The sequence below is a fragment of the Paenibacillus sp. 276b genome (genome assembly GCF_900107875.1).
GTDB classification, from domain to species: domain Bacteria; phylum Bacillota; class Bacilli; order Paenibacillales; family Paenibacillaceae; genus Paenibacillus; species Paenibacillus marchantiae.
In genome coordinates, this window is sequence record NZ_FNRR01000001.1 from 441,332 (window position 1) to 462,704 (window position 21,373).

The 21,373-nt window shown below is 49.1% G+C and carries 21 protein-coding genes; 18 read left to right on the plus strand and 3 right to left on the minus strand.

Annotated features, from left to right (window positions below):
• The first annotated feature begins 107 nt into the window (after nt 1-107).
• The 7 genes from BLV50_RS01950 (at nt 108) to BLV50_RS32635 (ending at nt 5,319) form a co-directional block, all read left to right on the plus strand.
• Complete coding sequence (locus BLV50_RS01950; protein WP_063566331.1) at nt 108-701, plus strand: DUF2087 domain-containing protein; 594 nt, start codon at nt 108-110, stop codon at nt 699-701.
• Nucleotides 702-1,023: 322 nt separating this feature from the next.
• Entirely contained in the window at nt 1,024-1,155 is a 132-nt protein-coding gene (locus BLV50_RS33250; protein ID WP_256337824.1) for a hypothetical protein, read from the plus strand.
• Nucleotides 1,156-1,184: 29 nt separating this feature from the next.
• Nucleotides 1,185-2,276: a ribosome small subunit-dependent GTPase A gene (rsgA, locus tag BLV50_RS01960; RefSeq protein WP_256337825.1), complete on the plus strand. Its 1,092-nt coding sequence runs from the start codon at nt 1,185-1,187 to the stop codon at nt 2,274-2,276.
• Nucleotides 2,277-2,332: 56 nt separating this feature from the next.
• A complete protein-coding gene (locus BLV50_RS01965) occupies nt 2,333-2,671 on the plus strand; it encodes a L,D-transpeptidase (protein ID WP_063566329.1) in 339 nt (112 codons plus the stop codon).
• Between the two features lie 65 nt (nt 2,672-2,736).
• A complete protein-coding gene (locus BLV50_RS01970; RefSeq protein WP_090805467.1) occupies nt 2,737-3,279 on the plus strand; it encodes a GNAT family N-acetyltransferase in 543 nt (180 codons plus the stop codon).
• A 163-nt stretch (nt 3,280-3,442) separates the two neighbouring features.
• The gene (locus BLV50_RS01975; protein WP_090805470.1) at nt 3,443-4,918 is read left to right on the plus strand and encodes an aldehyde dehydrogenase family protein; all 1,476 of its coding nucleotides are present in this window, start codon (nt 3,443-3,445) and stop codon (nt 4,916-4,918) included.
• A gap of 248 nt (nt 4,919-5,166) precedes the next feature.
• The gene (locus tag BLV50_RS32635) at nt 5,167-5,319 is read left to right on the plus strand and encodes a hypothetical protein (RefSeq protein ID WP_170867771.1); all 153 of its coding nucleotides are present in this window, start codon (nt 5,167-5,169) and stop codon (nt 5,317-5,319) included.
• A 126-nt stretch (nt 5,320-5,445) separates the two neighbouring features.
• On the opposite strand, the gene BLV50_RS01980 is transcribed toward BLV50_RS32635, so the two are convergent.
• Nucleotides 5,446-5,685, minus strand: a complete 240-nt coding sequence (locus tag BLV50_RS01980; protein ID WP_063566326.1) for a hypothetical protein — start codon at nt 5,683-5,685, stop codon at nt 5,446-5,448.
• Between the two features lie 423 nt (nt 5,686-6,108).
• On the opposite strand from BLV50_RS01980, the gene BLV50_RS01985 reads away from it, so the two are divergent.
• The 10 genes from BLV50_RS01985 (at nt 6,109) to hrpB (ending at nt 19,940) form a co-directional block, all read left to right on the plus strand.
• The gene (locus tag BLV50_RS01985) at nt 6,109-6,429 is read left to right on the plus strand and encodes a hypothetical protein (protein ID WP_063566325.1); all 321 of its coding nucleotides are present in this window, start codon (nt 6,109-6,111) and stop codon (nt 6,427-6,429) included.
• 56 nt (nt 6,430-6,485) lie between these two features.
• A complete protein-coding gene (gene essC / locus BLV50_RS01990) occupies nt 6,486-10,490 on the plus strand; it encodes a type VII secretion protein EssC (protein WP_090805472.1) in 4,005 nt (1,334 codons plus the stop codon).
• Nucleotides 10,491-10,506: 16 nt separating this feature from the next.
• Nucleotides 10,507-11,337, plus strand: coding sequence for a hypothetical protein (locus tag BLV50_RS01995; RefSeq protein WP_079694648.1), 831 nt, complete (start codon nt 10,507-10,509; stop codon nt 11,335-11,337).
• A gap of 6 nt (nt 11,338-11,343) precedes the next feature.
• On the plus strand, nt 11,344-11,892 hold the full coding sequence (locus BLV50_RS02000) for a WXG100 family type VII secretion target (RefSeq protein WP_063566322.1): 549 nt from the start codon (nt 11,344-11,346) through the stop codon (nt 11,890-11,892).
• 193 nt (nt 11,893-12,085) lie between these two features.
• Nucleotides 12,086-12,361, plus strand: coding sequence for a WXG100 family type VII secretion target (locus tag BLV50_RS02005; RefSeq protein ID WP_017689071.1), 276 nt, complete (start codon nt 12,086-12,088; stop codon nt 12,359-12,361).
• Between the two features lie 157 nt (nt 12,362-12,518).
• Nucleotides 12,519-14,609, plus strand: coding sequence for a serine/threonine-protein kinase (locus BLV50_RS02010; protein ID WP_090805474.1), 2,091 nt, complete (start codon nt 12,519-12,521; stop codon nt 14,607-14,609).
• A gap of 33 nt (nt 14,610-14,642) precedes the next feature.
• Nucleotides 14,643-15,395, plus strand: a complete 753-nt coding sequence (locus BLV50_RS02015; protein WP_090805476.1) for a vWA domain-containing protein — start codon at nt 14,643-14,645, stop codon at nt 15,393-15,395.
• 11 nt (nt 15,396-15,406) lie between these two features.
• The gene (locus BLV50_RS02020) at nt 15,407-16,249 is read left to right on the plus strand and encodes a hypothetical protein (protein ID WP_083584548.1); all 843 of its coding nucleotides are present in this window, start codon (nt 15,407-15,409) and stop codon (nt 16,247-16,249) included.
• Nucleotides 16,250-16,438: 189 nt separating this feature from the next.
• Complete coding sequence (locus BLV50_RS02025) at nt 16,439-17,245, plus strand: SDR family oxidoreductase (RefSeq protein ID WP_063566319.1); 807 nt, start codon at nt 16,439-16,441, stop codon at nt 17,243-17,245.
• Nucleotides 17,246-17,423: 178 nt separating this feature from the next.
• Nucleotides 17,424-19,940, plus strand: a complete 2,517-nt coding sequence (gene hrpB / locus BLV50_RS02030) for an ATP-dependent helicase HrpB (RefSeq protein ID WP_090805480.1) — start codon at nt 17,424-17,426, stop codon at nt 19,938-19,940.
• On the opposite strand, the gene BLV50_RS32640 is transcribed toward hrpB, so the two are convergent.
• On the minus strand, nt 19,924-20,076 hold the full coding sequence (locus tag BLV50_RS32640) for a hypothetical protein (protein WP_161490537.1): 153 nt from the start codon (nt 20,074-20,076) through the stop codon (nt 19,924-19,926). The genes hrpB and BLV50_RS32640 overlap by 17 nt on opposite strands.
• 121 nt (nt 20,077-20,197) lie before the next feature.
• Here BLV50_RS32640 and BLV50_RS02035 point away from each other — a divergent pair, with 121 nt between their 5' ends.
• Nucleotides 20,198-20,800 carry a general stress protein gene (locus BLV50_RS02035; protein WP_063563227.1) on the plus strand — a complete coding sequence of 201 codons (603 nt, stop codon included), beginning with the start codon at nt 20,198-20,200 and terminating at the stop codon, nt 20,798-20,800.
• A gap of 137 nt (nt 20,801-20,937) precedes the next feature.
• Here the strand turns inward: BLV50_RS02035 and BLV50_RS02040 are convergent, their stop codons facing one another.
• Complete coding sequence (locus tag BLV50_RS02040; RefSeq protein WP_063563228.1) at nt 20,938-21,348, minus strand: YidH family protein; 411 nt, start codon at nt 21,346-21,348, stop codon at nt 20,938-20,940.
• Between the last annotated feature and the right edge of the window lie 25 nt (nt 21,349-21,373).

Here is a 21,373-nt window from a genome sequence, read left to right on the forward strand (position 1 = left end):
GGATACGGACGTAAAGAATTGATCTTGATCCTGGGGAATTGACTTAGAAGAGGAAAAAGACTAGTATCAAATTAGATGATTATCTAAACGAAAGCGAGTTGAACGAAATGCAACTGGAGAAGATTGTGGCTTACCATAAAGCCCTGGCTGATCCGACCCGACTTCGGATGCTGCTGCTGTTATCCCAGGGAGAACTGCATGGTCAAGCGCTTGCCGAGAAGCTTAACTTGTCTCAGCCAACCGTTACGCATCATGCATCCAAGCTAAGAGAAGCGGCGCTAATCAAGGAACGCAGAGAGAAAAATACGGTGTTTTTCTCACTCAACCCCTATTTTATCCGGGAGCACGCGCAGGCTTCAGTTGATTTTATTTTTAGACAAGAGGAGGTTGCCGATATGAGTGATGTGAATGAGACGCTGAAGGCATCGGTGATGCGGAATTTCTTCTCGAAGGATGGACGATTGCGTCAGATCCCGGCTCAATACAAGAAAAAGCTGATTGTACTGGGTCATTTGGTAGAGCAGCTTGAATTCGGACGGAAATATACGGAGAAAGAGATCAATGCATTCATTCAAAACTATCATGAGGATTTTGCCACTATTCGTCGGGAGTTTATCATGCACCAGTTCATGTACCGGGAAGATGGGATCTATGAACTGAATCCGAAGGAAATGTGGACACGGTGGGATCAAGTAAATTAAGTGAAAAATAATTAGACTTGACAAAAGCGGTTGAAGCTGTGTAACATGATGGATAAATCTACAAGGGAGGCGATGTTAAATGACAAATCTAATGGCAGTATACGTTAATTTGAATATGAACAGCGTCTCCGGAACGGATCAATGCATGTAATTTTACGGCAGTTGGGCAGTATTGTTCGCAATATTGTCCATATGTACGTAACACAGAATAACATGCACAGATGAAGCCACGGGTGACGTACCCGTGGCTTTTTTGTATGCCGAAAATGGGTTGTTTCTGGATAACGAGTATCGGATTGTCGTAATGATGCGTCCGATATGAATGCCATACAAACAATCATCCATTCAGCTAACTTCTTATTTCCGCGGGTGCAGTGCTGCTCGTGGCTTATTTGGTTTTGATGCCGGAACGGAGCGTTCACTGTTGATTGTTGTCAATGTCAATGAAGGATAACACACCATTTATCGGGAGGAATTTTTATTTTGAATAACACGATGGAGAAATACGGCTGGTCTGCAAAGTGGCAGGAGTTGTGGCAGCAGACGGGTATGGAAGAACAATTAAGAAAACCAGCAAGAATTATTGCGGATCATGGGCAATTGCTTCGCCTGATTACGGCTGAGGGAGAATGCTGGGGACGGGTATCCGGTCGGATGCGTCATGATCATGAGGAGACTGGCATTGTACCAGCCGTTGGGGATTGGGTCGCTGTTACAGGGCAAGCTGGAGAAGAAGCCATCATTCACAGCATTGTGCCACGTCAGAGCAGGGTATCCAGACAAGCCGCTGGTCCAGTGACCAAAGAGCAATTGATTGCGGCGAATGTGGATACATTGCTGATTGTTGCCGCTCTTAATCATGATTTTAATCTGAGACGGCTCGAAAGATACATTATGATGGCCTGGAATGGTGGAGTCAGACCAGTCATCATTCTAAGCAAAAGTGATCTGAGCGAGAATGTGGAAGAACAAATTTCGCTGGTGGAAGGCATTGCTCCGGGGATTGAAGTGTTGGCGATATCGGCTGTTCAGGACCAGGGCAAATCTTTACTTGAAAAATTCCTGTCTCCAGGCACAACTGTTGCCTTGACGGGTTCTTCCGGTAGTGGCAAGTCTACTCTGGTCAACTGGATGATGGGCGAGAGTGTACAGCTCACGCAGGCCGTTCGTGAGGACGACAGCCGTGGACGACATACGACCACTCATCGGGAAATATTTGTACTGCCGCAGGGAGCGGTATTGATTGACACGCCGGGAATGCGTGAACTCAATCTGTGGGATGAAGGTCAGGATGGTTTGTCACATGCCTTTGGTGAAATTGAGCAGCTTGCAACGGAGTGCAGGTTTCAGGATTGCACGCATACCCGGGAAGCCGGTTGCGCCGTGAAAGAGGCTATTCAGGAAGGTTCATTGGATGAAAAAAGGCTGGGCAACTACTTGAAAATGCAAAAGGAACTGAAGTTTCAGCAGCGTAAGGAAGAGGCCGCATCCAAACGACGGACTGCTTCAAGCAAACCCGTCAGTTCCCGCAAACCGAAACATGTCCGCAGTACAAAAGACTGGGAAGAGGCCTGAGGCCTGGTGGGCATCCCTCTGTATCCTGCATAGGATAGGTAAGGAGGGATGTCATCATGCCAGATTACAGCATCATCGTAGACCTGTCGGATCACATGTTATATCTTTTGGATGGCCCGCAGGTGGTTAAGGGTTATCCTGTCGCTATAGGCAAGATACTCACGCAGACGCCTAATGGCGTGTTTACGATTATTAACAAACAAGAGAACCCAGGAGGACCATTTGGCGTTCTTTGGATGGGGTTGTCGGCGCCGCATTATGGGATTCATGGAACCAATGATCCTTCATCCATTGGTAAGTCCGTTTCTCATGGATGCATACGCATGTATAACTCGGATGTGTTGGATCTGTCTTCCAAAGTGTCAGTGGGCACACAAGTAACGATCCGGCCCTAGGGCCGGATTTATCCAAAGAAGGGATTCTAAAGTCACGGCGTGGCCGAGAGAAAGGGAGTAATAACATGCGAATCAGACCAGCGCGTGAAGGGGATGCGGAAGCCGTAGCCCATGTACATACAGAGAGTTGGAAGACGACATATCGAGGGATCGTGCCGGATGATTTTTTGGACAATCTGACTACGGAATCAAGGTTGTCCCAATGGGAACGAAATATCCGTTCTGGCGAAAAGGATCAGATTCTGGTGGTAGCTGAACAGGAAGATGGGAAAATTGTCGGATTCGCCTGCGGTGGAAAGGAACGTGAAGGCAAATTGCCTTACGATGCTGAGTTGTATGCTATTTATTTACTGAAAGAAGTGCAACAAAAGGGTATAGGTCAGCAACTGGCGAGACACGTCGTTCGTTATCTCCATTCCCTGGACATGAGGAACTTGTTGATCTGGGCACTGGAGCAAAATTCAGCCTGTCGTTTCTATGAAAAAATGGGCGGAATCCCTGTACAAACACAGTATATCCGGATTGGCGGTCAAGATCTGTTAGAGGTTGCTTATGGTTGGGAGAACTTGACCCTTTTTGGAGAGAAACGGTTCCCGGTAGTTGAATAAATGCAAATTTGGCTGAATGTGTTGGGCATTGAGGAGCATTTTCCCGTCAGAGGATGAAAGGATTCAGCTATTTTTCACGTTTGCGCAATCCTTAACAAGGTTAATGAACTACTACACCGCTTTGAGGTGAGACATTCAATCTTGTTTGGGAGGCGTTATTCAGATGACTTTAATGGAGACAGAACATACAACATGGACGAAACAATTTATTAATGGCGAATGGGTAGAAGGCTCCGGCGAGAAAATAGTGGAAAATAAAAATCCGTACACGGGAGAGGTCATCGCAACCTGGCGATCCTCGAACAAGGAAGATATAGATCAGGCATATGAGGCGGCCCGAAAGAGCTCGGTGGAATGGAAGAAATCCCTGCCGGCGGTAAAAGAGGATGTGCTTCGCAAAGTTTCGGCTTTAATGGTAGAGCGCAAAGAGGAAATTATAAAATTGCTGATTACGGAATCCGGGAGCACACGCATCAAAGCCGAGGCGGAGTTTGCTTCTGCGAAACGGATTGTGGATGAAGCTGCTTCGTTCCCTTACCGAATGAAGGGGGAGATTCTACCTTCAAACACACCAGGGAAAGAGAATCGTGTTGTGCGGGAGCCCAAGGAAGTTATCGGCGTTATCGGTCCTTGGAATTTTCCTTTGCACCTGTGTCTGCGTTCCGTAGCTCCGGCTATTGCTTTGGGTAATGGAGTCGTTATTAAGCCTGCGTCCGATACGCCGATTACAGCTGGTTGGCTTATTGCTGATCTATTCGAGCAGGCTGAATTGCCTGAAGGTGTACTGAATGTGGTTGCTGGTAGCGGGAGTGAGATTGGGGATTATTTTGTAGCACATCCGGTACCCAAAGTCATTTCCTTTACAGGCTCCACAGAGGTGGGGCAGGGCATCGGCAAACTGGCGGGTGAGCATCTGAAAGAAACTGCGCTTGAACTTGGCGGCAACAATGCGATGGTTGTCCTGGAAGATGCGGATATCGAACCTGCTGCTGAGTCTGCGGTGTTCGGGAAATTCCTGCATCAGGGGCAGATCTGTATGGCACTTAATCGTATTATTGTGCATGCTGATATTTACGATAAGTTTGTGGAGTCCTTTGTTAACAAAACGAAAAAAATTCAGGCTGGTGATCCTGCTGATGCCCAAACGCTGGTAGGTCCGCTCATTCGTGAGAAGGAAGTGGAGCGCCTGCTGGACTTGATTAAGGGAGCCGAGGCAGAAGGTGCAAGATTGCTGCTGGGTGGCACTAGCAAAGGCAATGTGCTGGAGCCCACCGTGCTCGCGGATGTGAAACCAGAGCAGCATATTGTGCAACAGGAACTGTTTGGACCTGTCGCGGTATTAATGAAAGCGCAGGATGAGCAGGAGGCCGTGCGTTTGGCGAATGATACGCCTTATGGATTGAGCGGTTCCGTATTCACCGGAAATCTGGAAAGAGGGTATCAAGTTGCCCAGCAGATTGAATCGGGCATGGTGCATGTAAATGATCAATCCGTGAACGATGAGGCTCATGTGATGTTTGGTGGTGAGAAATCATCGGGTATTGGCCGTTTCGGTGGCGATTGGGCTATTAAAAAGTTCACGCGGACACGCTGGATCAGCATTCAGCATCAATATCGGGATTATCCGGGAGTGCAATAGTTCGACAGTGAACATGGATTAGAAAATACTTTATTTTATAATCAGATAGGGTTCGAGAAAGAGTGACAAAGATTGCGCAGAGTCCGCCTCATGCTTGATGGGGCGGACTTTTGCATGTTTTTACACGTTTGAAAAATAGGTGAGGAAATGGTGTGAAAAAGCTGTTTGGTATACCTGTAATCTGGTTATTTATGGATACACGGGCAGAACAGATCCGTAAATCCAATAGGTAAAGGGGCCTGAACTTCATGTCCATTGACCGTTTCATTCTGAGAAAGCTGAATACTTGTCAGGAAGAAAATACACGTGATAATCTGGTTCGGTTGTTTGTCATTCGAATCCAAAAGGCCGAGATGGAAGAAGAACACGAAAATGCTTATGTCGTCAGCCGATTGCATTAGAAATAGATAAAAGAGATTCTGTACACAAAAAAAGGAAGCTTGTCCTTAGCGGCAAGCTTCCTTTTCCTTATGTTCGCGAATGAATGAATTCGCAGTTTCCATGTTGAATTAAACAACTGACTCATCTTAATAAAGCGATAAGGCGAGGGAGTCATTTTCGCTACGGCTGTGAAGAATGGCTTCACCACCGACAATCTCAATACTAATCAATGATTGCAGACATTTCTGTAAAGCACGTTTACCATTGCTAATTTTGTTCTCAAGTGCACTGCTAAGCAATCGTAGTGTCTTTTGTACAGGTTGTTTGTTTTCTTGATTGAAATATACAGGGATTGATTTGTTTTGAAAAGTTATTAGTGTTCTCACTAGAAATCACCTCACGAGAGTTATTTCTTACTGGTTATATTAAATTCCAATGCTTAAAATTACCTTAAAATCAGCTTATGAAAACATAAAGGTGTGCAATGTTTGAAAAGTGTTCACAATTCAATTGTGGGCGAAGCATTAAAAAGTCCCGAAAAATCAATTTACAGATTCCATTTATATGGAAGAAAGACATGTAGTTTCGCATCCTTGCAATAATTAACGTGACTACTGCCTCGAAAGTTCTGAGTCGAATGGACGATATTTTAATATATACGTGGGTCATATGTAACAAAATTACAGGTTGCACATTGCAAACAGGGTGTTTATGTAAGAAAATAGGGATGGAATATCGTTTCATCTGCATTTTTTTGATTTAATTTGACACTAGGACAATTTACATATGAGACCATGGGAGGGATTATTTTGATTCTTACCGTGTATTCCGGCCGGGAGGAAGGCGAGTGGTTCGACATCGAGGTCCCGGATGAATGTACTATTGAACATCTGAAGACATTGCTGGGAGTCCGCATCTTCGGGCAGGCACCGGGAGAGGGCATTCAGTACATCCTTGAAGCCAAATTTCCGGAAGGATTGTGGTTCTCGCCACAGAACGCACAACAGTTAATGGAAACAGGGCTGCGTCAAGGAAGCTGTGTGCGAATCCAGCGGGCGTTCTCTACCACTTCTGAAGAAGCACCTGTGTATGGAAGACGTTCATTGTTTCAACAGGACAGCAACGAATGAACAATCTAGGCGTATATATTGATTACGGCAATGAAATATAAGGAGGTCTTCTCTTCGTGAATGTGTTATATCAGCGTTCTCCAAGAATGACACCGGTTCTCAAGGAAGAAAGGCTTGAAATTCTGAGGCCTCCGGCAGAACCAAACAAACCTACATTTTCAATGATTTCTATTATTGTACCGATCATGATGACGATGGTCAGCATCGGTTTCTACGTATATATCAATATGAGCGGCAAAATGAACAATAGCAATTATATGATGTTTCAGATGATGACGGTTATGATGATGCTTACGTCATACACGATTCCGTTTTTTGTGTATCTGAGCAACAAGAAGACCTATCGCAAAAAGCTGGAAGAGCGTACTACTATGTATCGAGCACAACTGGAGAAGCATCGTGAAGAGCTGAAGGAAGCTCAAGCGGAGCAAGTGAAGAGTCTGTACGAAATTCATGGTGATCCGAATGTATGTCTTCAGTTGGTGAAGAATCGCAACAGTTCGTTATGGGAACGTTCTCCTGAAGATGATGACTTCCTGCAGGTACGAATTGGCACAGGCGAGATTCCGTTTCGGATCAAACTTCAGGTTCCTCGTGTGGACGGTTACGAAAAGGATGAGTTAATTGAAGCGGCTCATGAATTGGCAGCTGAATTCGAGACGGTGCCCGAAGCATCGATTACACTGCCTTTATTTCAATCGAAAGTGATGGGTCTGGTCGGCAATCGTGAGGAAGTTCTTTCTTCACTTCGAGTGATTATCTCACAACTGACCGTTCGTCATTCACCGGATGAATTGAAGATTGCTGCCTTTTATGAAGAAAAGGAATCGAAGGAATGGGATTGGCTACGCTGGCTGCCCCACATTTGGGATGAAGATCAAGGACAACGCTATATGGCCGACAGGCACAGCGGTGCGCATCAATTGGCGGACAGCTTGTTTTCCGTGTTGAACCGTAGGCGCAATAATAAGGAAGATCGCTACAAGAAAACCGTGCAAACTCCATGTTATGTGGTGGTTCTCTCGGATACTCAATTAATAGAAGAAGAGCCGCTGCTTCCTCTGCTGCTGGAATCAGCTCAGGAGATCGATGTATGTACCATCATATTGGCAAACCGTAAGGAATCGCTACCCATGCATTGTCAGTTAATTATGGAGGCTTCCAAAGGCAAAGGGCTTTATATCAAAAAAACCGAGGATGCCGACGTGATCAGGCAAGCGTACACGCCAGATGTGATCTCCAGAGAGTCCGCAGAGGCGCTCTCGCGTTATATGTCACCGATCCGTCTGAAACGATCATCCGCTTCGGATATACCACAGGTGCTTCCGTTGTTCGACATGCTAAGTACATCACGAGTAGAGGATCTGGATGTGGTCGCACGCTGGAGCCAGACACGATACCCGGACACACTTCCCGTACCTATGGGCGTGCGAGCTGGGGGTAAGAAAATTGCGATTAACTTACATGATAAAATTGAACGTCAGGGCCATGGCCCGCATGGCCTGATCGCAGGGACAACAGGTTCAGGCAAAAGTGAAGTTATCCAGTCGATTGTGGCCTCTTTGGCTGCCGAGTTCCATCCGCATGATCTGGCTTTTATGTTAATTGACTATAAGGGCGGCGGGATGTCGAATACATTTGTGGGCTTGCCTCACGTCGTCGGCACGATCACCAATCTGGATGGGAATTTGATTGAACGAGCCAATATCTCACTGCGGGCCGAACTGGTCAGAAGGCAAAAAATATTAAATGATGCAGGAAATCTCCAGCACATTGATGAGTACTACAAAATTCTGCGTTCCAGACATGAACAGCCTCTGCCGCACTTAGTTATCATCATTGACGAGTTTGCGCAATTGAAGCGGGATCAGCCGGAGTTCATGGATGAATTAATCAGCATAGCGGCCATCGGCCGGACACTAGGTGTACATCTTATACTGGCAACTCAGAAGCCTGCAGGTGTGGTCGATGATAAAATCTGGAGCAATTCGCGTTTCCGTATCTGTCTTCGCGTTCAAAGCGAAGGGGATAGTCGGGATATGATCAAAATTCCGAATGCGGCCTGGATCACCAAGCCGGGTCGTGGATACTTCCAGGTAGGCAGTGATGAAGTGTTTGAGGAAATGCAATTCGCCTGGAGCGGTGCGCCATATAATCAGCAGGAAGATACAACGACGGTACTGCCTGTTATGGAAGTTCGTTTGAATGGGAAACGTGAGCCACTATTGACTGGAGAGCGCAGAGCTGTGCTCAAAGGGGAGGATGTGCCCAAGCAGCTTCAGGTATTCATTGATTATGTGGCGGAAGCGGCAGCAGAGGCGGGGATCACCCGATTACCGGGACCCTGGTTGCCACCCTTGCCTGAGACCCTGGAATGGGAAAGTCTCAACGACTGGCAGGAAGAAGAGAATCGTGAGGCATTGCTTGACGGGGGTGCCAGTGGCCTGAAACCTGTAGTTGGACTGCTGGATGATTTGCCTAATCAACGACAGCAGCCGCTCGCACTTCCGGTGGATCAGGGACATCTGGTTGTATACGGTATGCCTGGTCTGGGGAAAACGACGTTTGTGCAAACCTTGCTGATGTCACTGGCCCGTTCTAAGCGGACTGAACCTTGGCATGGCTATATTATTGATATGGGCCGGATGATGAAGGATTTTGCTAGTTTGCCTCAGATCGGTGGGGTAATGATGTCTGAAGAGGAAGATCGGATCAAGCGGTTATTCCGGTACATCCTGAAACTGTCGGCACAACGCAAGGACATGATCTCGGAAGCCGGGGTTAAGACAATATCAGCCTACCGTCGCACAGCCCATGCAGCTGTGCCGCAAATTGTAGTTGTTATTGATGGTTATCTTTCTTTCCGAAATGCGTATCCCGAGGAGAATGAACTTCTGGAAACGATCCTTCGTGAAGGCGGCAGTCTGGGAATCACATTTATCCTCACGGCCAACCGTGTTACGGATGTATTTGAGAAATTCAGAAGCAATATTCCCAATGCGGTTTCGTTTGAATTATCTGATCCAAGCGACTATTATTACGCAGTGGGTCGGCCGTCCAAGGCACCTAGCCAGCTTCCACCAGGAAGAGGACTGGTCAAAGGACAGGTTCCTCCATTGATGTTCCAGGCGGCGTTGCCGTCATCCGGAGCAGATGAAGGCAAACGTTCTTCCGCTCTGCGCCGCACGATTGCAGAGATCAGAGAAAGCTGGAACGGAGAAGAAGCGCCGCAGATTGCGCCGCTCCCGGAAGAGGTTAAGCTCAAAGATGTGCTTATCCGCACAGGAACCTTCGGGCAAGTTGGAGACGTATCATCCTTAACAGTACCCGTAGGTTTGCTAACCGATGATCTGGAACCCTTCCAGTTAAATTTGCGTGAAGGGCCACATTTCATGGTTACGAGTCCGATGGAAGGTGGAAAAACGACATTTTTGCTGACCTGGATGTTATCCCTTGCCTATCATGCGTCTCCTGAAGACGTGCAAATATACACGGTAGATATGCGGTATGGTTCCGGAGGACTGGGGGAAATCAGCAGTTTACCCCATGTCCGTGGACATGTATCCCGTGAAGAACAGCTTGCACCTGTGATCCAACAGTTGTACGATGAAGTTCTAAAAAGAGGCGAGTTAACCGGTGGACCGGAGATCGTTCTCGTTATCGACGATGCGGATACGTTATCCAAGCAATTAAATGATTTTAATGTGAAGGATCAATTGGGAGCGATCGTTCGTCAAGGAAGGGATCGAGGCATACATGTGATTCTGTCAGGAGTTCCGGCAGACTTCCCAACCTTTGGTTCTGACTGGGTGAACGATGTGAAGGCTTCCCAGAGCGGATTGTTGTTCGGGACTTTAGACCCTAATGATCTCTCGTTCTTCCGTATACCTTATTCGGAATCCGGAGGGAGTTCAACTGGGCTGAAGGTACTGCCTCCGGGTCAAGGTTATTATGTTAAACGTAAATATTCCAGGGTTAAAGGTGCAATTCCATGTGATGGCACCTGGAAAATGACCGATTGGATTTCTGAAATTCGTGACCGATGGCATGTTGTAGTTTGAGGGGAGGTGGCTCATAATGTTGACGGTTCATGATTCCAAGCAAAAGGTAGTCACTTTGCAAATAAAAGAGCTTTTTTTCCTGGCCGGTATTCTCGGTTCAGACCGATTGCTTGGCGTGGAAGATCCGTTCCGCGGATATATGGCGGAAGACATTGCTTTGGAGTGGGAACGTGTAAAAACATCCCTGCTCGACAAAGGATATCTGATTCAGGATCAGGACAGCAATGAGTTGATCATGACACCGACCGTATTCTCCAGGGTAGCCATTGCGGGACTGTCCGACAGGGCTTGCTGGATTCGCTACACGCACAGCGGCAAGTCGTATGAAAGTTATGTGCACTGCACGGATGAACGGGTCGTTGAAGTATCCCGTGTTGCAGACGAACCGGATTCGTTCCGGCTGAGTGATTTGGGGAATGTTCGTGAAGCGATTGATTTTCTGATTCAAAGAATGAATTGGAGTGGTCATTCTCCGGCGGAAAAGCCGGCTCTGATGTGCTCCAAGAAAAAATTCTATGATGTGATGAATGATCTGAAGAACAAAGAATTACAGGCAGTGGCTGATGAGTTAGTAACAGAGACGAGCGATCCCGAGGGATCACTTGCACTTGCGCGCTGTCTGGTGAACAAGGAATCAGAAGGGGAACTACGGTTGCTTGTATGGAACGGAGAAGGATGGAAATCACAGTCTGCGGCTTTCGCTGCAAGTACGGTATCCAACTGGCTGTTTCGCATGAGTACATCGGCTTCGGATGATTGGCTTGTTGCAGCACTGACGACGAGAGAACAGTTTCACGAGATGCTGCTGGACTGGCTTAAACAGCCTGCAGGGGAAGAGGAAAGGTGATGGTAAATGCGCATTCGTGTGGAACCGGATGTGCTTCGGGCACTGAGCAGGCAGATTCAGTATGCGGCGGAGCAAATACAGCAAAAGATGACAGTATTGGATCAGGCCATTCATTCGCTGGAGTGGGATCTTGAAGCCCGCGCCGCGATCATGAATGAATGGAATCACAGTAAGCGACTCTGTGAAGCAGCAGTACGTCGTTTTATGGACTTGAGCGTACAGCTGGGACGCAAGGCCTTGTTATTCCAGCAAGTGGACATGGAGTATCGTACAGTGTTGAGTCATGTGAACACAGCCTATGGCAATGCGGTCAATATGTTGAATGTTCTTCAGACGGAGCGTGCAGGAGAGATTATGCCTGCGCATTCGGCAACTGCTGCTGTTGTATCCGATCCATTTTCCGCGGTAGCGGCAGTGTACCGTGTACAGGATGCCGCACCGCCTGATGGCTCACCGGCGACCCTGATTCAGGCCATGCAGCCTGAACCTGTGGCGTGGAGATTCACAGATCCCTCCTTTCGTGGGAGAAGAGGAACCGAACCTGTGGTTTCCTGAGCTCACGGGTACAAGGCTGAATAAGCAAGACAGCAGAAAGTGAATTTTTTTATAAATAGGCTGTTAGGCGAAGTTTCGAATGCCAAAAATGGGGTAAATAGGATTAGGTCCTTCGGCTTTTGTCCGATCGATCCTTGTATAGTACAATTTGAACAAGTGAATTTAATTGCACAAACCAAGGAGGAATTTACAAATGGCAGGACGTATTTTAGTTACCCCAGAACAGCTTGATCAGGTTTCCAACCAATTTAAACAAAGCGGTGAGCAAAGTCAGCAAATCGTTTCTACATTGACTCAATCCATCACAAGTATGGAAGGACAATGGGAAGGTATGACGAAACAACGCTTCTTCCAGGAATTCCAGGAAGCCAGCAAACAAATGCAATCTTTCGTTCAAACGCTAAATAGCATCAGCGCGGAACTGACGGCTATTGCCAACAAATTCCGTACGGCAGACCAAGCTCGCTAATCTGCGATACATAGTTCGGGCAGGTTCCATATCCGAATTCGCCCAGAATCATATGCAGGAAGCAAGCTGAAGATTTACAACTACAGCAAAAACCGGGCGTTTTCACAACACCCGGTTTTTGTTGCACTATGACAGAATGACAGAGAGAGGGATGAGTATGTCTTTTCAACCAAATCCCGGGGATGAAGTGGTGATTAACGACATTGCCTATATCATTGGGCAGCATCCGGCTGCACCTGGTCTGGCTTACGCCCAAGCTGGAAGGCAGGGTATCGTCTATCAGTTGTTACCCCGTAACGGTTCCGTAAGTGGGGCCAAAGCACTAAAAGTATTTTTCCCTAAATTCCGTATTCCGGCTATGGTGTATCAGTCTGAGCATATGGAGTCTTATAGTGAACTGCCAGGTTTGCAGGTATGCAAGCGTGATGTGCTCACTCCGGAAAGAAACGGAGCGCTCATTGGAGAACATCCTGATCTGTTGTACGCGGTATTGATGCCGTGGGTACATGGTCTGACCTGGTTCGATGTAATCAGCGATCAGAAGCAGCTGACAGCAGAGGAGAGTCTGAAGCTGGCGAGAGCTCTGGCCGGGATCGGCTCGGCCATGGAACAGCGTGGGCTGGCTCATTGTGATTTGTCCGCACCCAATGTGATGATTCCGTTTTTTTCCGAAGTGGAGAACCTGAGAGGGGTTTCAGCAGTTGAACTGGTAGATGTTGAGCAGATGTATGGTTCCAGAATGGATCGTCCGGATGCTTTGCTTGCCGGTTCACCGGGGTATGCGGCCCATCGGACAGTGCACAGCGGTTTGTGGAGTGCGTATGCCGATCGTTTTGCCGGAGCAGTTATCATTGCTGAGATGTTAAGTTGGTCTGATGCAGCGATTGTGGAGAAAGCATGGGGAGAAAGTTATTTTGACCAGCACGAAATGCAGACAGTAAATGAACGTTATTATGCCATGAGAGAGTCGCTGCAGAAGCGCTGGGGCTCGAAGGTGTCCGATCTGTTTATTCGTGCCTGGGAGAGTCATGATCTCAGCAGTTGCCCTACGTTTGGCGAATGGTTTGTGGCGCTGGCTGCTGTGGACATCCATCTGGCAAGTGCAGCATCTGTTGTAGAATCTGAAGTCAAGGCTTCAGACCAGACAAATGCAGTCGAGACGAACCAGATCAAAGGGACAGGAGCAGCAAGCGGTATATCGGATAAGCAGGGAAATACGGATCAGAACGTGCCCGCTGTGGAACCTTCTCCTGGTCAGGAAGCGGTAGTGAATCGTCTCTTCCTTCAGGCGAGAGCATTGGAGAATGAAGGCAAACCGGCTGCGGCGCTCGAAGTGTATCGTTCACTACATCATTTCATTCCGGATAACAGTGCGATGCAGATGGAAGTTGAGGCTGCGATTCAAGAGCTGGACGCGAAGCTAAAACCCAAGCATGATGATGCAGCTCAGCCAGCCAAGATTCCTTTTTACCGATCCAAAAAGTTTATGATTTCTTCGGCTGTGCTGATTGTTCTGTTAGCTGGAAGCGTGCCAACGGTTAAAATATTGGCTGATCAGGCCGAGGTTAAACAGAAGGAGCAGGAGGCGGCTGCCAAGCAGGCCGAACTAAAGGCTGCGGAAGAGGCCGAAGCTGCGAGGGTGACTGCTCTGAGGCAGCAGGAAGAAGAAAAGAAACAAAAAGAAGCAGATGCGGCGAAACTTGATGCAGAGGAAAAGAAAAAGCTGGCTGAAGCGGAGAAAAAGCAGGCAGAGGCCAAGAAGAAAGAAGAAGAGCGTAAAGCGCTTCAGGCCAAGTATGATAAGCAAGCGAAATATGAGGCTTATCTTGCCAAGCAGAAACAAGAGAAGCTTGAAGCAGCCAAGAAGGCTGAACAGGAAAAGTACGACAAACAGGTAAAATATGAAGCCTATCTAGTCTGGAAAAAAGAAAATGACGCTAAAATTGCGAAGCAGGAAGCCGAGCGTAAGGCAGCAGCCGAGGCTCAACGCAAACAGGAAGTAGCCCAGAAAGCTGCGCTCAAGAAAAAACGTGCCCAGAATGTCGTCACACTGATTGCCCATTACAATAAAACGTATAATGCGCAAAAAGGCAGAAAAATTGAGAATGCGGAATCATACGCGCGTGATTTCAAAAATCTGTACAACACCGACGCGACCTATTTCAAAGGTGTCGGTAAAGTGGCAGCACGAATGAATGCGATCAATAAATTCCTAAGCAATACGGATTATACATTACCCAACTTGTAAAATAATGTGAACGACGGAGGTGACACATCCCAGATGAACTACACAATTCAAGCATCCCAGCGCACACCTGCACTGATTATCTATTTAATTGATATTAGCGCCTCCATGAATATGGTTCTGGACAACCGTCGGCGGATTGATGTCGTCTATGATGCCTTATCTCTGGCTATTCGCCAAATGGTGTTTCGTTCGACCAAGGGAAACCGATTGACACCCCGTTACAGGATCGCGATTCTGGCATACAGCGATGATGTGTACGATCTGTTGAACGGGATTAAGGGCATCGACGAGATTGCTGCTGTGGGTTCGTTGCCGGACTTAACGCCGAAAAGATTCTCGGATTCAGCGAAGGCTTTCCTGCAAGCCGAGAAGATTCTACAGGCTGAAATTCCCAATATGCAAGATTGTCCTGCGCCGCTTGTATGTCATATGACTGATGGGGTAGCTACAGGTGAAGATCCGGAGCCTATTGCCAAAAGAATTATGGGTATGAGTGTGCCTGATGGCAATGTACTCGTCGAGAATATTTTTATATCCGATCATCTGCTGGAAGGCCCTATTCCGGAGCCCCGAAGATGGAAGGGAATATCCCAGGAGACGGTCCTTCAGGATGAACATGGGGAGAAGCTGCGCAATATGTCCTCGGCTCTGCCGGAAAGTTATCGTGAAATGCTGGTTGAGGCAGATTATTTGCTTTCACCTGGTGCACTGATGATGCTTCCTGGTACTTGTGCAGAACTGGTATCCATCGGGTTTCAGATGTCCGCTGCTACGCCTGTGAGATAGGAGGGGAAATCATGAGAGCGATGCGTTTGGCAACATTGTCTGCTGGAGATAAGGGAAGCCGTGCGGACCATTATCAGAGCAACTTTCGCTATGTGAGTGTCCAGACGGGGGAACAGCCGTTGACCCGTTATCAAGGTACATTCAAGTGCAGGTACGGTTATGGAAGAGCGGCGGAGACCGTTAATCAGGGAGACACCGGACAGGATTTTGCTGCTGTTCGCATGAATGGTAATGTGTGTACTTTCGTATTATGTGATGGGGTAGGCATGAGTTACCTTGGTGATTTTGCTGCACGCTTTCTGGGAAACGCCTTGTTGGAGTGGCTGGAAACGACTCAGCATCCTTCTTTGGATGTTATGGAACGTCTGCTTCATGATTTGACCAGTCCGGCATCCGAACAGCTGGAGAAGTTGCAACCTTTGGAAAATTCGCCTGTACTGCTGCGGGAAGTGCTGATGGAGAAGCGGAGCAAGGGAAGTCAGGCCATGTATGTGTGTGGACGCATCGAGCTCACGGAAGGCAATCGAAAAAGCAAGGTGTGGCTAGCCTGGCAGGGGGACTCCCGCATCCGTCTTTGGCGTAACGGTCAGGAGGAATCGGCAGCATTTCAGGTGAACTGCCTTACGAATGAACGTTGGTCTACACTGGAGGGTCCGGTTGGTGGCAAACCGCATATCTATGAGGCTAAACTGTCTGCCAATGAAGTAGTTCGTCTTCAACTGTACACGGATGGCCTGAATGACCTAGATGCGATTCAGGCTTATATACCGGATGAGCACATCCAGGTACTGCTGGATGCCAGACATACGGGTGGGCTTGAAGATGATGCCGCTTTCATTGAGCTGGAATGGTGAGATCGGGTGAAGCATTACAGGATGATCTAATCATGCTGCTAAAAATGGTGAGCATCACCTACGAAAAAACTTGTCCGTATTGATTTAAAAGACACTCTTTTTGGGTAATCTTGTGAAGAATCTACTTACAGATATTGCATGAACGTACATTCTTACATAATTACTGAGCGAGAAGGAGTGGAATGGATAATGACACAACATAACGGCAAGTCACGGTTCGAAGGCAAAGTCGCCATTATTACTGGTGCTGGTTCAGGAATTGGCAAAGCGGCAGCGCTCAAACTGGCGAGTGAGGGAGCACATGTTGCGCTGCTTGATCTGGTTAATGATCGGATTTCGGAGACGGAAGCCGAAATTAATAAGCTGCGTGCAGGTGCCGCAAGAGCTTTCGATGTAGATATTTCCGATCCTGCCCGGGTGGAAAAAGCAGTCCTGGAGACCATCGAATTGTTCGGCGGTCTGGATATCGTTTTTGCCAACGCAGGTATTAATGGCGTATCGGCACCAATTGAGGAAATTCAGGTTGAGGATTGGCAGCAGATTATTACGACGAATCTGAACGGGACTTTTTTTACGATCAAATATGCACTGCCTCATATGAAGAAACGTGGTGGCGGCAGTATCATTATCACGAGCTCCATTAACGGTAATCAGCGCTTCTCCAGCTTCGGCATGTCGGCGTACAGTACATCTAAGGCGGGGCAGGTTGCTTTTGCGAAGATGGCTGCGCTGGAATTGGCGAAGTTCAAGATTCGTGTCAATGTCATCTGTCCTGGAGCGATTGCAACGAATATTGACCAAAGTACGGTCAAAACGGATGAGTTGCAGCAAATTGTCATTCCAATGGAATTCCCGGAAGGCCAGCAACCGCTTGCGGACGGACCGGGTCAGCCAGAGCACGTCGCTGATCTGGTAGCGTTCCTGGCTTCTGCGGAGTCCAGACATATCACAGGTGCGGAAATTGTCATTGACGGTGCAGAGTCGCTGCTGAGCTAAATGAGCATTTTGTATTCATCCATAGAGCTACTTTCAATCAGCGTTTTGAGCGAGTTAAATGGAAGGATGTAAAATGTTGAAATGGATGTATGTATGAAGTCGTTCCTCTGGAACGGCTTTTTTTGTTATAATGCTAACATTCGAATAGACACGTGGAACATTAATTAGGAGAGATGAGATGAAGACGGATTTACCGATACAACAGATTATTCCTGAACTAAGGCAGTTATTTCAGGAGAAGGATACAGGTGTGTTAATTGCGGAGCCGGGTGCGGGTAAAACGACCGTAGTACCGCTGGCACTGCTGGAGGAGCCATGGGTTGCTGGACGGAAAATCATTATGCTGGAGCCCCGCAGACTCGCCGCTCGCTCGGCAGCTGCACGAATGGCAGCTTCACTAGGTGAAAAAGCAGGACAGACCGTAGGGTATCGGGTGCGGATGGATACGCGTGTAAGTCAGTCCACTCGCATAGAAGTGGTGACGGAGGGTGTATTGACCCGGATGCTTCAACAGGACCAGGGCCTGGAAGACACGGCGATGATTATCTTCGATGAATTTCATGAGCGGCATCTGCATGGTGACCTTGGTCTGGCGCTTGCGCTTGAATCCCGGGCCATGCTGCGTCCTGATCTGAAACTGCTGGTGATGTCGGCCACGCTGGACCCTGTTCCTGTCTGTGCGCTGCTTGGCGAGGGAACCAGATGGATTGACTGTCCTGGACGAACGTTTCCGGTGGAAACCCGATATGTATCCAAACCGGCATCTGAGCAGATCGAGACTTTTACAGCTCAGGCCGTCGTTAAGGCACTGGTAGAACAGGAAGGGGATGTGCTGGTTTTCCTACCGGGCGCAAAAGAAATTCATCGCACAGAGCGAGAGCTGTCAAACCTCATGCTTCCTGCTCATGTTGAGGTACATGCTCTATATGGCAGCATGCCTGTAGAACGGCAGGATGAAGCTGTGCGACCCGCAGATGAAGGAAAACGGAAGGTTGTACTGTCCACGTCCATTGCTGAATCCAGTCTTACCTTGGCTGGAGTTAAAGTCGTGGTGGATGCGGGACTGAGCCGTGCCTCGGTATTCTCGCCGCGGACCGGCATGAGTCGGCTCGTCACCCTGCCGGTGTCCAAGGCGTCAGCCGATCAGCGGCGGGGGCGCGCGGGGCGAATTGCACCGGGCGTGTGTTACCGGCTATGGAGCGAAGAGGCCCATGGCGTACTGCCTGATGCAGCAAAGCCGGAGATTGCCTCCGCGGACCTTGCGCCGCTGGCGCTGGAGCTTGCCGCCTGGGGTGTCCAGTCCCCTGCAGAGCTGCAGTGGCTGGACACCCCGCCTGCCGCAGCCTACGGCCAGGCACAGGCGCTGCTGCGCCAGCTGGGCGGCCTGGATGACGCAGGCCGCATCACGCCCTTCGGGCGGCGGATGAACACGCTTGGCGTGCATCCGCGACTGGCCAGCATGCTGCTCCGCACGGCGGAGCTTGGGCTGGCCAGCTACGCCAGCATGCTGGCGGCACTGCTGCAGGAGCCTGCCGGCCTCCGCAACAGTGGCAGTGCAGGCGCGGGCACCGATCTGCGCCCGCGCGTGGAAGCGCTGCTGACTGCGGACAGCAGCGGCATGCCGCAAGCGGCAGCGTCTGTCGCAGACGGTGCTGCTGTGCGCCGCATGCTCCAGGAGAGCCGCCAGCTGCGCTCGGCGCTCGGCCCGGCGGCCGATCCGGTACGGCCGGATGAGGACAGCTGCGGATGGCTGCTGTCCTTCGCTTATCCGGACCGGATCGGGCAACGCCGGGAGGACGGCCGCTATCTGCTGAGCAGCGGCCGTGGGGTACGGCTCGCAGCGACAGAATCGCTGAGCCGTTCAGCCTATCTGGTCGCAGCCGAAGCCGACGACCAGGGCGCGGATGCGCGCATCCTGCTGGCTGCGCCAGTGCAGGAGAAGAGATTGCTGGACTTTGGTCCACATCTGCTGCATGAAGAGGTTCAGGTGGCCTGGGATAGAAACACCCGCAGTGTGCGGGCACATAGAAGGCTGCGAATTGGAGCCATTACGTTGAAAGAGAGCGGCATTGCACAGCCACCCGAAGATCAGGTGCTCGAAGCATTACTATCGGGAATACGTATCGAAGGGCTGGATTGTTTGCCTTGGACAAAATCATCACGACAGCTGGCGGACAGGATGCGCTTTTTACATCATCATTTGCCAGAATGGCCTGATCTCATCGAAGATCATCTGACCGAAGAACTGGCAGAACATCTCAGCCCTTTTCTGACAGGCATGAGATCTGCTGCGGATCTTAAGAAATTGTCGATGCAGGATGTGCTGCTCGGCGGACTCAGCTGGGAACAGCGACAGCAATTGGATCGTGAAGCTCCTACACATATTCAGGTGCCTAGTGGTTCGCGCATTCCAGTGGACTATAGCCGACCCGAAGATCCTACACTCGCGGTGAGACTGCAGGAGATGTTTGGACAGCAGGAGACCCCGCGTATTGGCGGTGGTCGAGTACCACTGACCATACATTTGCTTTCCCCGGCGCAGCGGCCTGTACAGGTCACACGAGATCTGGCGAACTTTTGGCGGGAAACTTATTTTGAGGTCAAGAAAGACTTGAAAGGTCGTTATCCCAAGCATTATTGGCCGGATGACCCGCTGGAAGCGATTGCTACTAACCGAGCTAAACCACGAGTTTAGCTAGAATGTGTTTGCCAGCCTCGGTCTGGAAGTTGGGTCTGAACGTGCTCTGAATGGGCGAGTATGCGATCGGCAGATTAGGCGTCTTGAGCACTAACGAACCACGTGCAGGCCCTAGCGCGGTGACTCGCCGCATATCAATGGTCGGCCATCCTCCTAGGCCTTCAAGGATAAGATATTGTGGTGGAAGCGTTTGAAAGAAAACAAAGCGGGTAATAACATAGCGAACCATTCAATTAGATGAGGAGGGATTCACTATGCAGAAGAAAATCGTAGGTGTGTTTAATACAGAACGTGAGGCATCATCCGCAATCGAGGGACTGAAAGCGCAAGGATTTACTTCAGATGAAATCTCGGTAGTTACACAGGATCGGGATGAACTGAAGGCCATTCGCGAAGAGACGGGTACAAAAGCACCCGAAGGTGTAGCTGCAGGTGCGGCAACAGGCGGAGTGCTAGGTGGAGTAGCTGGATTGCTCGCTGGCATTGGAGCATTGGCGATTCCGGGCATCGGTCCTATTCTGGCGGCAGGCCCTATTGCCGCAGCCTTTACGGGTGCAGCTGTAGGTGCAGGAGCAGGCGGACTTGTAGGTGGACTCGTGGGTCTCGGCATTCCGGAAGAGGATGCAAGGCAGTATGAGGAATACGTGCAAAGTGGTAAAATCCTGCTACTCGTGGACTCTACGGATCGGGACACGGATGTTTATGACGTGTTCAGCAGTAACAGTTATGTGAACCGGGACAGAATCGATGTCAATCGGGATGATGTTACGGTTGAGCGCACGGATCTCGATATGGAAAATCAAAGATTGGAAGCTCGGGATAAGGCCGCTCGACTTGGCAACAATACTTTTCTATAATAAATCGGTTCAGTAAAGACAGGAATCTTCAACTGGAATGACATAAGTGAGCCACCAGGTGGTCATCAGCCGGTTTCCTTTAGAGGAAGCCGGCTTTTGTCCCTGTTTTAACTTCCTGCTGTAGCAAGGTTCAGGTGTTAAACCTGCCAAGCAGGGAATAACAATACATACAGTAATACGGCCAGGGCCAGTCCAATCACCAGCAACATCAGTGTCAGGAACCGAATTAATTTCGTGGATGCCTGGAATGTTTGTGAATTAATCTGATTGCGTTTTCGGTGGTAAGCGGCTGCAGAACACAGGATGATCAGAATGCCGCTGACCAAGGAAGTAATACCAATGATGATTGCTGCGATATGGGCCATCCGATCATAGGCCGTTGAACTGAAGCCGAAGCCAGCTGCGAGAAAGCCAATGCCAACCATGGCAATGCCTGTACGAACCCAGGCCAGAAAGGTCCGCTCGTTAGCCAGATGCTGTTGTACATATTTGGAGTCAATGGTAGTTATGTCTTGGTCTGTATCTGAGATGTGAATCACCCCGTTCATCAATATATGGCTTCATTGTACGTCG

Excerpts from the sequence above, each read along its gene's own strand:
- BLV50_RS02010 (WP_090805474.1), top strand. The coding sequence starts at position 12,519 with ATGTCTTTTCAACCAAATCCCGGGGATGAAGTGGTGATTAACGACATT.
- BLV50_RS01995 (WP_079694648.1), top strand. The coding sequence starts at position 10,507 with ATGTTGACGGTTCATGATTCCAAGCAAAAGGTAGTCACTTTGCAAATA.
- BLV50_RS02005 (WP_017689071.1), top strand. The coding sequence starts at position 12,086 with ATGGCAGGACGTATTTTAGTTACCCCAGAACAGCTTGATCAGGTTTCC.
- BLV50_RS01970 (WP_090805467.1), top strand. The coding sequence starts at position 2,737 with ATGCGAATCAGACCAGCGCGTGAAGGGGATGCGGAAGCCGTAGCCCAT.
- BLV50_RS01975 (WP_090805470.1), top strand. The coding sequence starts at position 3,443 with ATGACTTTAATGGAGACAGAACATACAACATGGACGAAACAATTTATT.
- BLV50_RS32640 (WP_161490537.1), bottom strand. The coding sequence starts at position 20,076 with ATGCGGCGAGTCACCGCGCTAGGGCCTGCACGTGGTTCGTTAGTGCTC.
- BLV50_RS02000 (WP_063566322.1), top strand. The coding sequence starts at position 11,344 with ATGCGCATTCGTGTGGAACCGGATGTGCTTCGGGCACTGAGCAGGCAG.
- BLV50_RS01965 (WP_063566329.1), top strand. The coding sequence starts at position 2,333 with ATGCCAGATTACAGCATCATCGTAGACCTGTCGGATCACATGTTATAT.
- BLV50_RS32635 (WP_170867771.1), top strand. The coding sequence starts at position 5,167 with ATGTCCATTGACCGTTTCATTCTGAGAAAGCTGAATACTTGTCAGGAA.
- BLV50_RS02020 (WP_083584548.1), top strand. The coding sequence starts at position 15,407 with ATGAGAGCGATGCGTTTGGCAACATTGTCTGCTGGAGATAAGGGAAGC.
- BLV50_RS33250 (WP_256337824.1), top strand. The coding sequence starts at position 1,024 with ATGCCATACAAACAATCATCCATTCAGCTAACTTCTTATTTCCGCGGG.
- BLV50_RS02025 (WP_063566319.1), top strand. The coding sequence starts at position 16,439 with ATGACACAACATAACGGCAAGTCACGGTTCGAAGGCAAAGTCGCCATT.
- BLV50_RS02015 (WP_090805476.1), top strand. The coding sequence starts at position 14,643 with ATGAACTACACAATTCAAGCATCCCAGCGCACACCTGCACTGATTATC.
- BLV50_RS01950 (WP_063566331.1), top strand. The coding sequence starts at position 108 with ATGCAACTGGAGAAGATTGTGGCTTACCATAAAGCCCTGGCTGATCCG.
- BLV50_RS02040 (WP_063563228.1), bottom strand. The coding sequence starts at position 21,348 with ATGAACGGGGTGATTCACATCTCAGATACAGACCAAGACATAACTACC.
- hrpB (WP_090805480.1), top strand. The coding sequence starts at position 17,424 with ATGAAGACGGATTTACCGATACAACAGATTATTCCTGAACTAAGGCAG.
- BLV50_RS02035 (WP_063563227.1), top strand. The coding sequence starts at position 20,198 with ATGCAGAAGAAAATCGTAGGTGTGTTTAATACAGAACGTGAGGCATCA.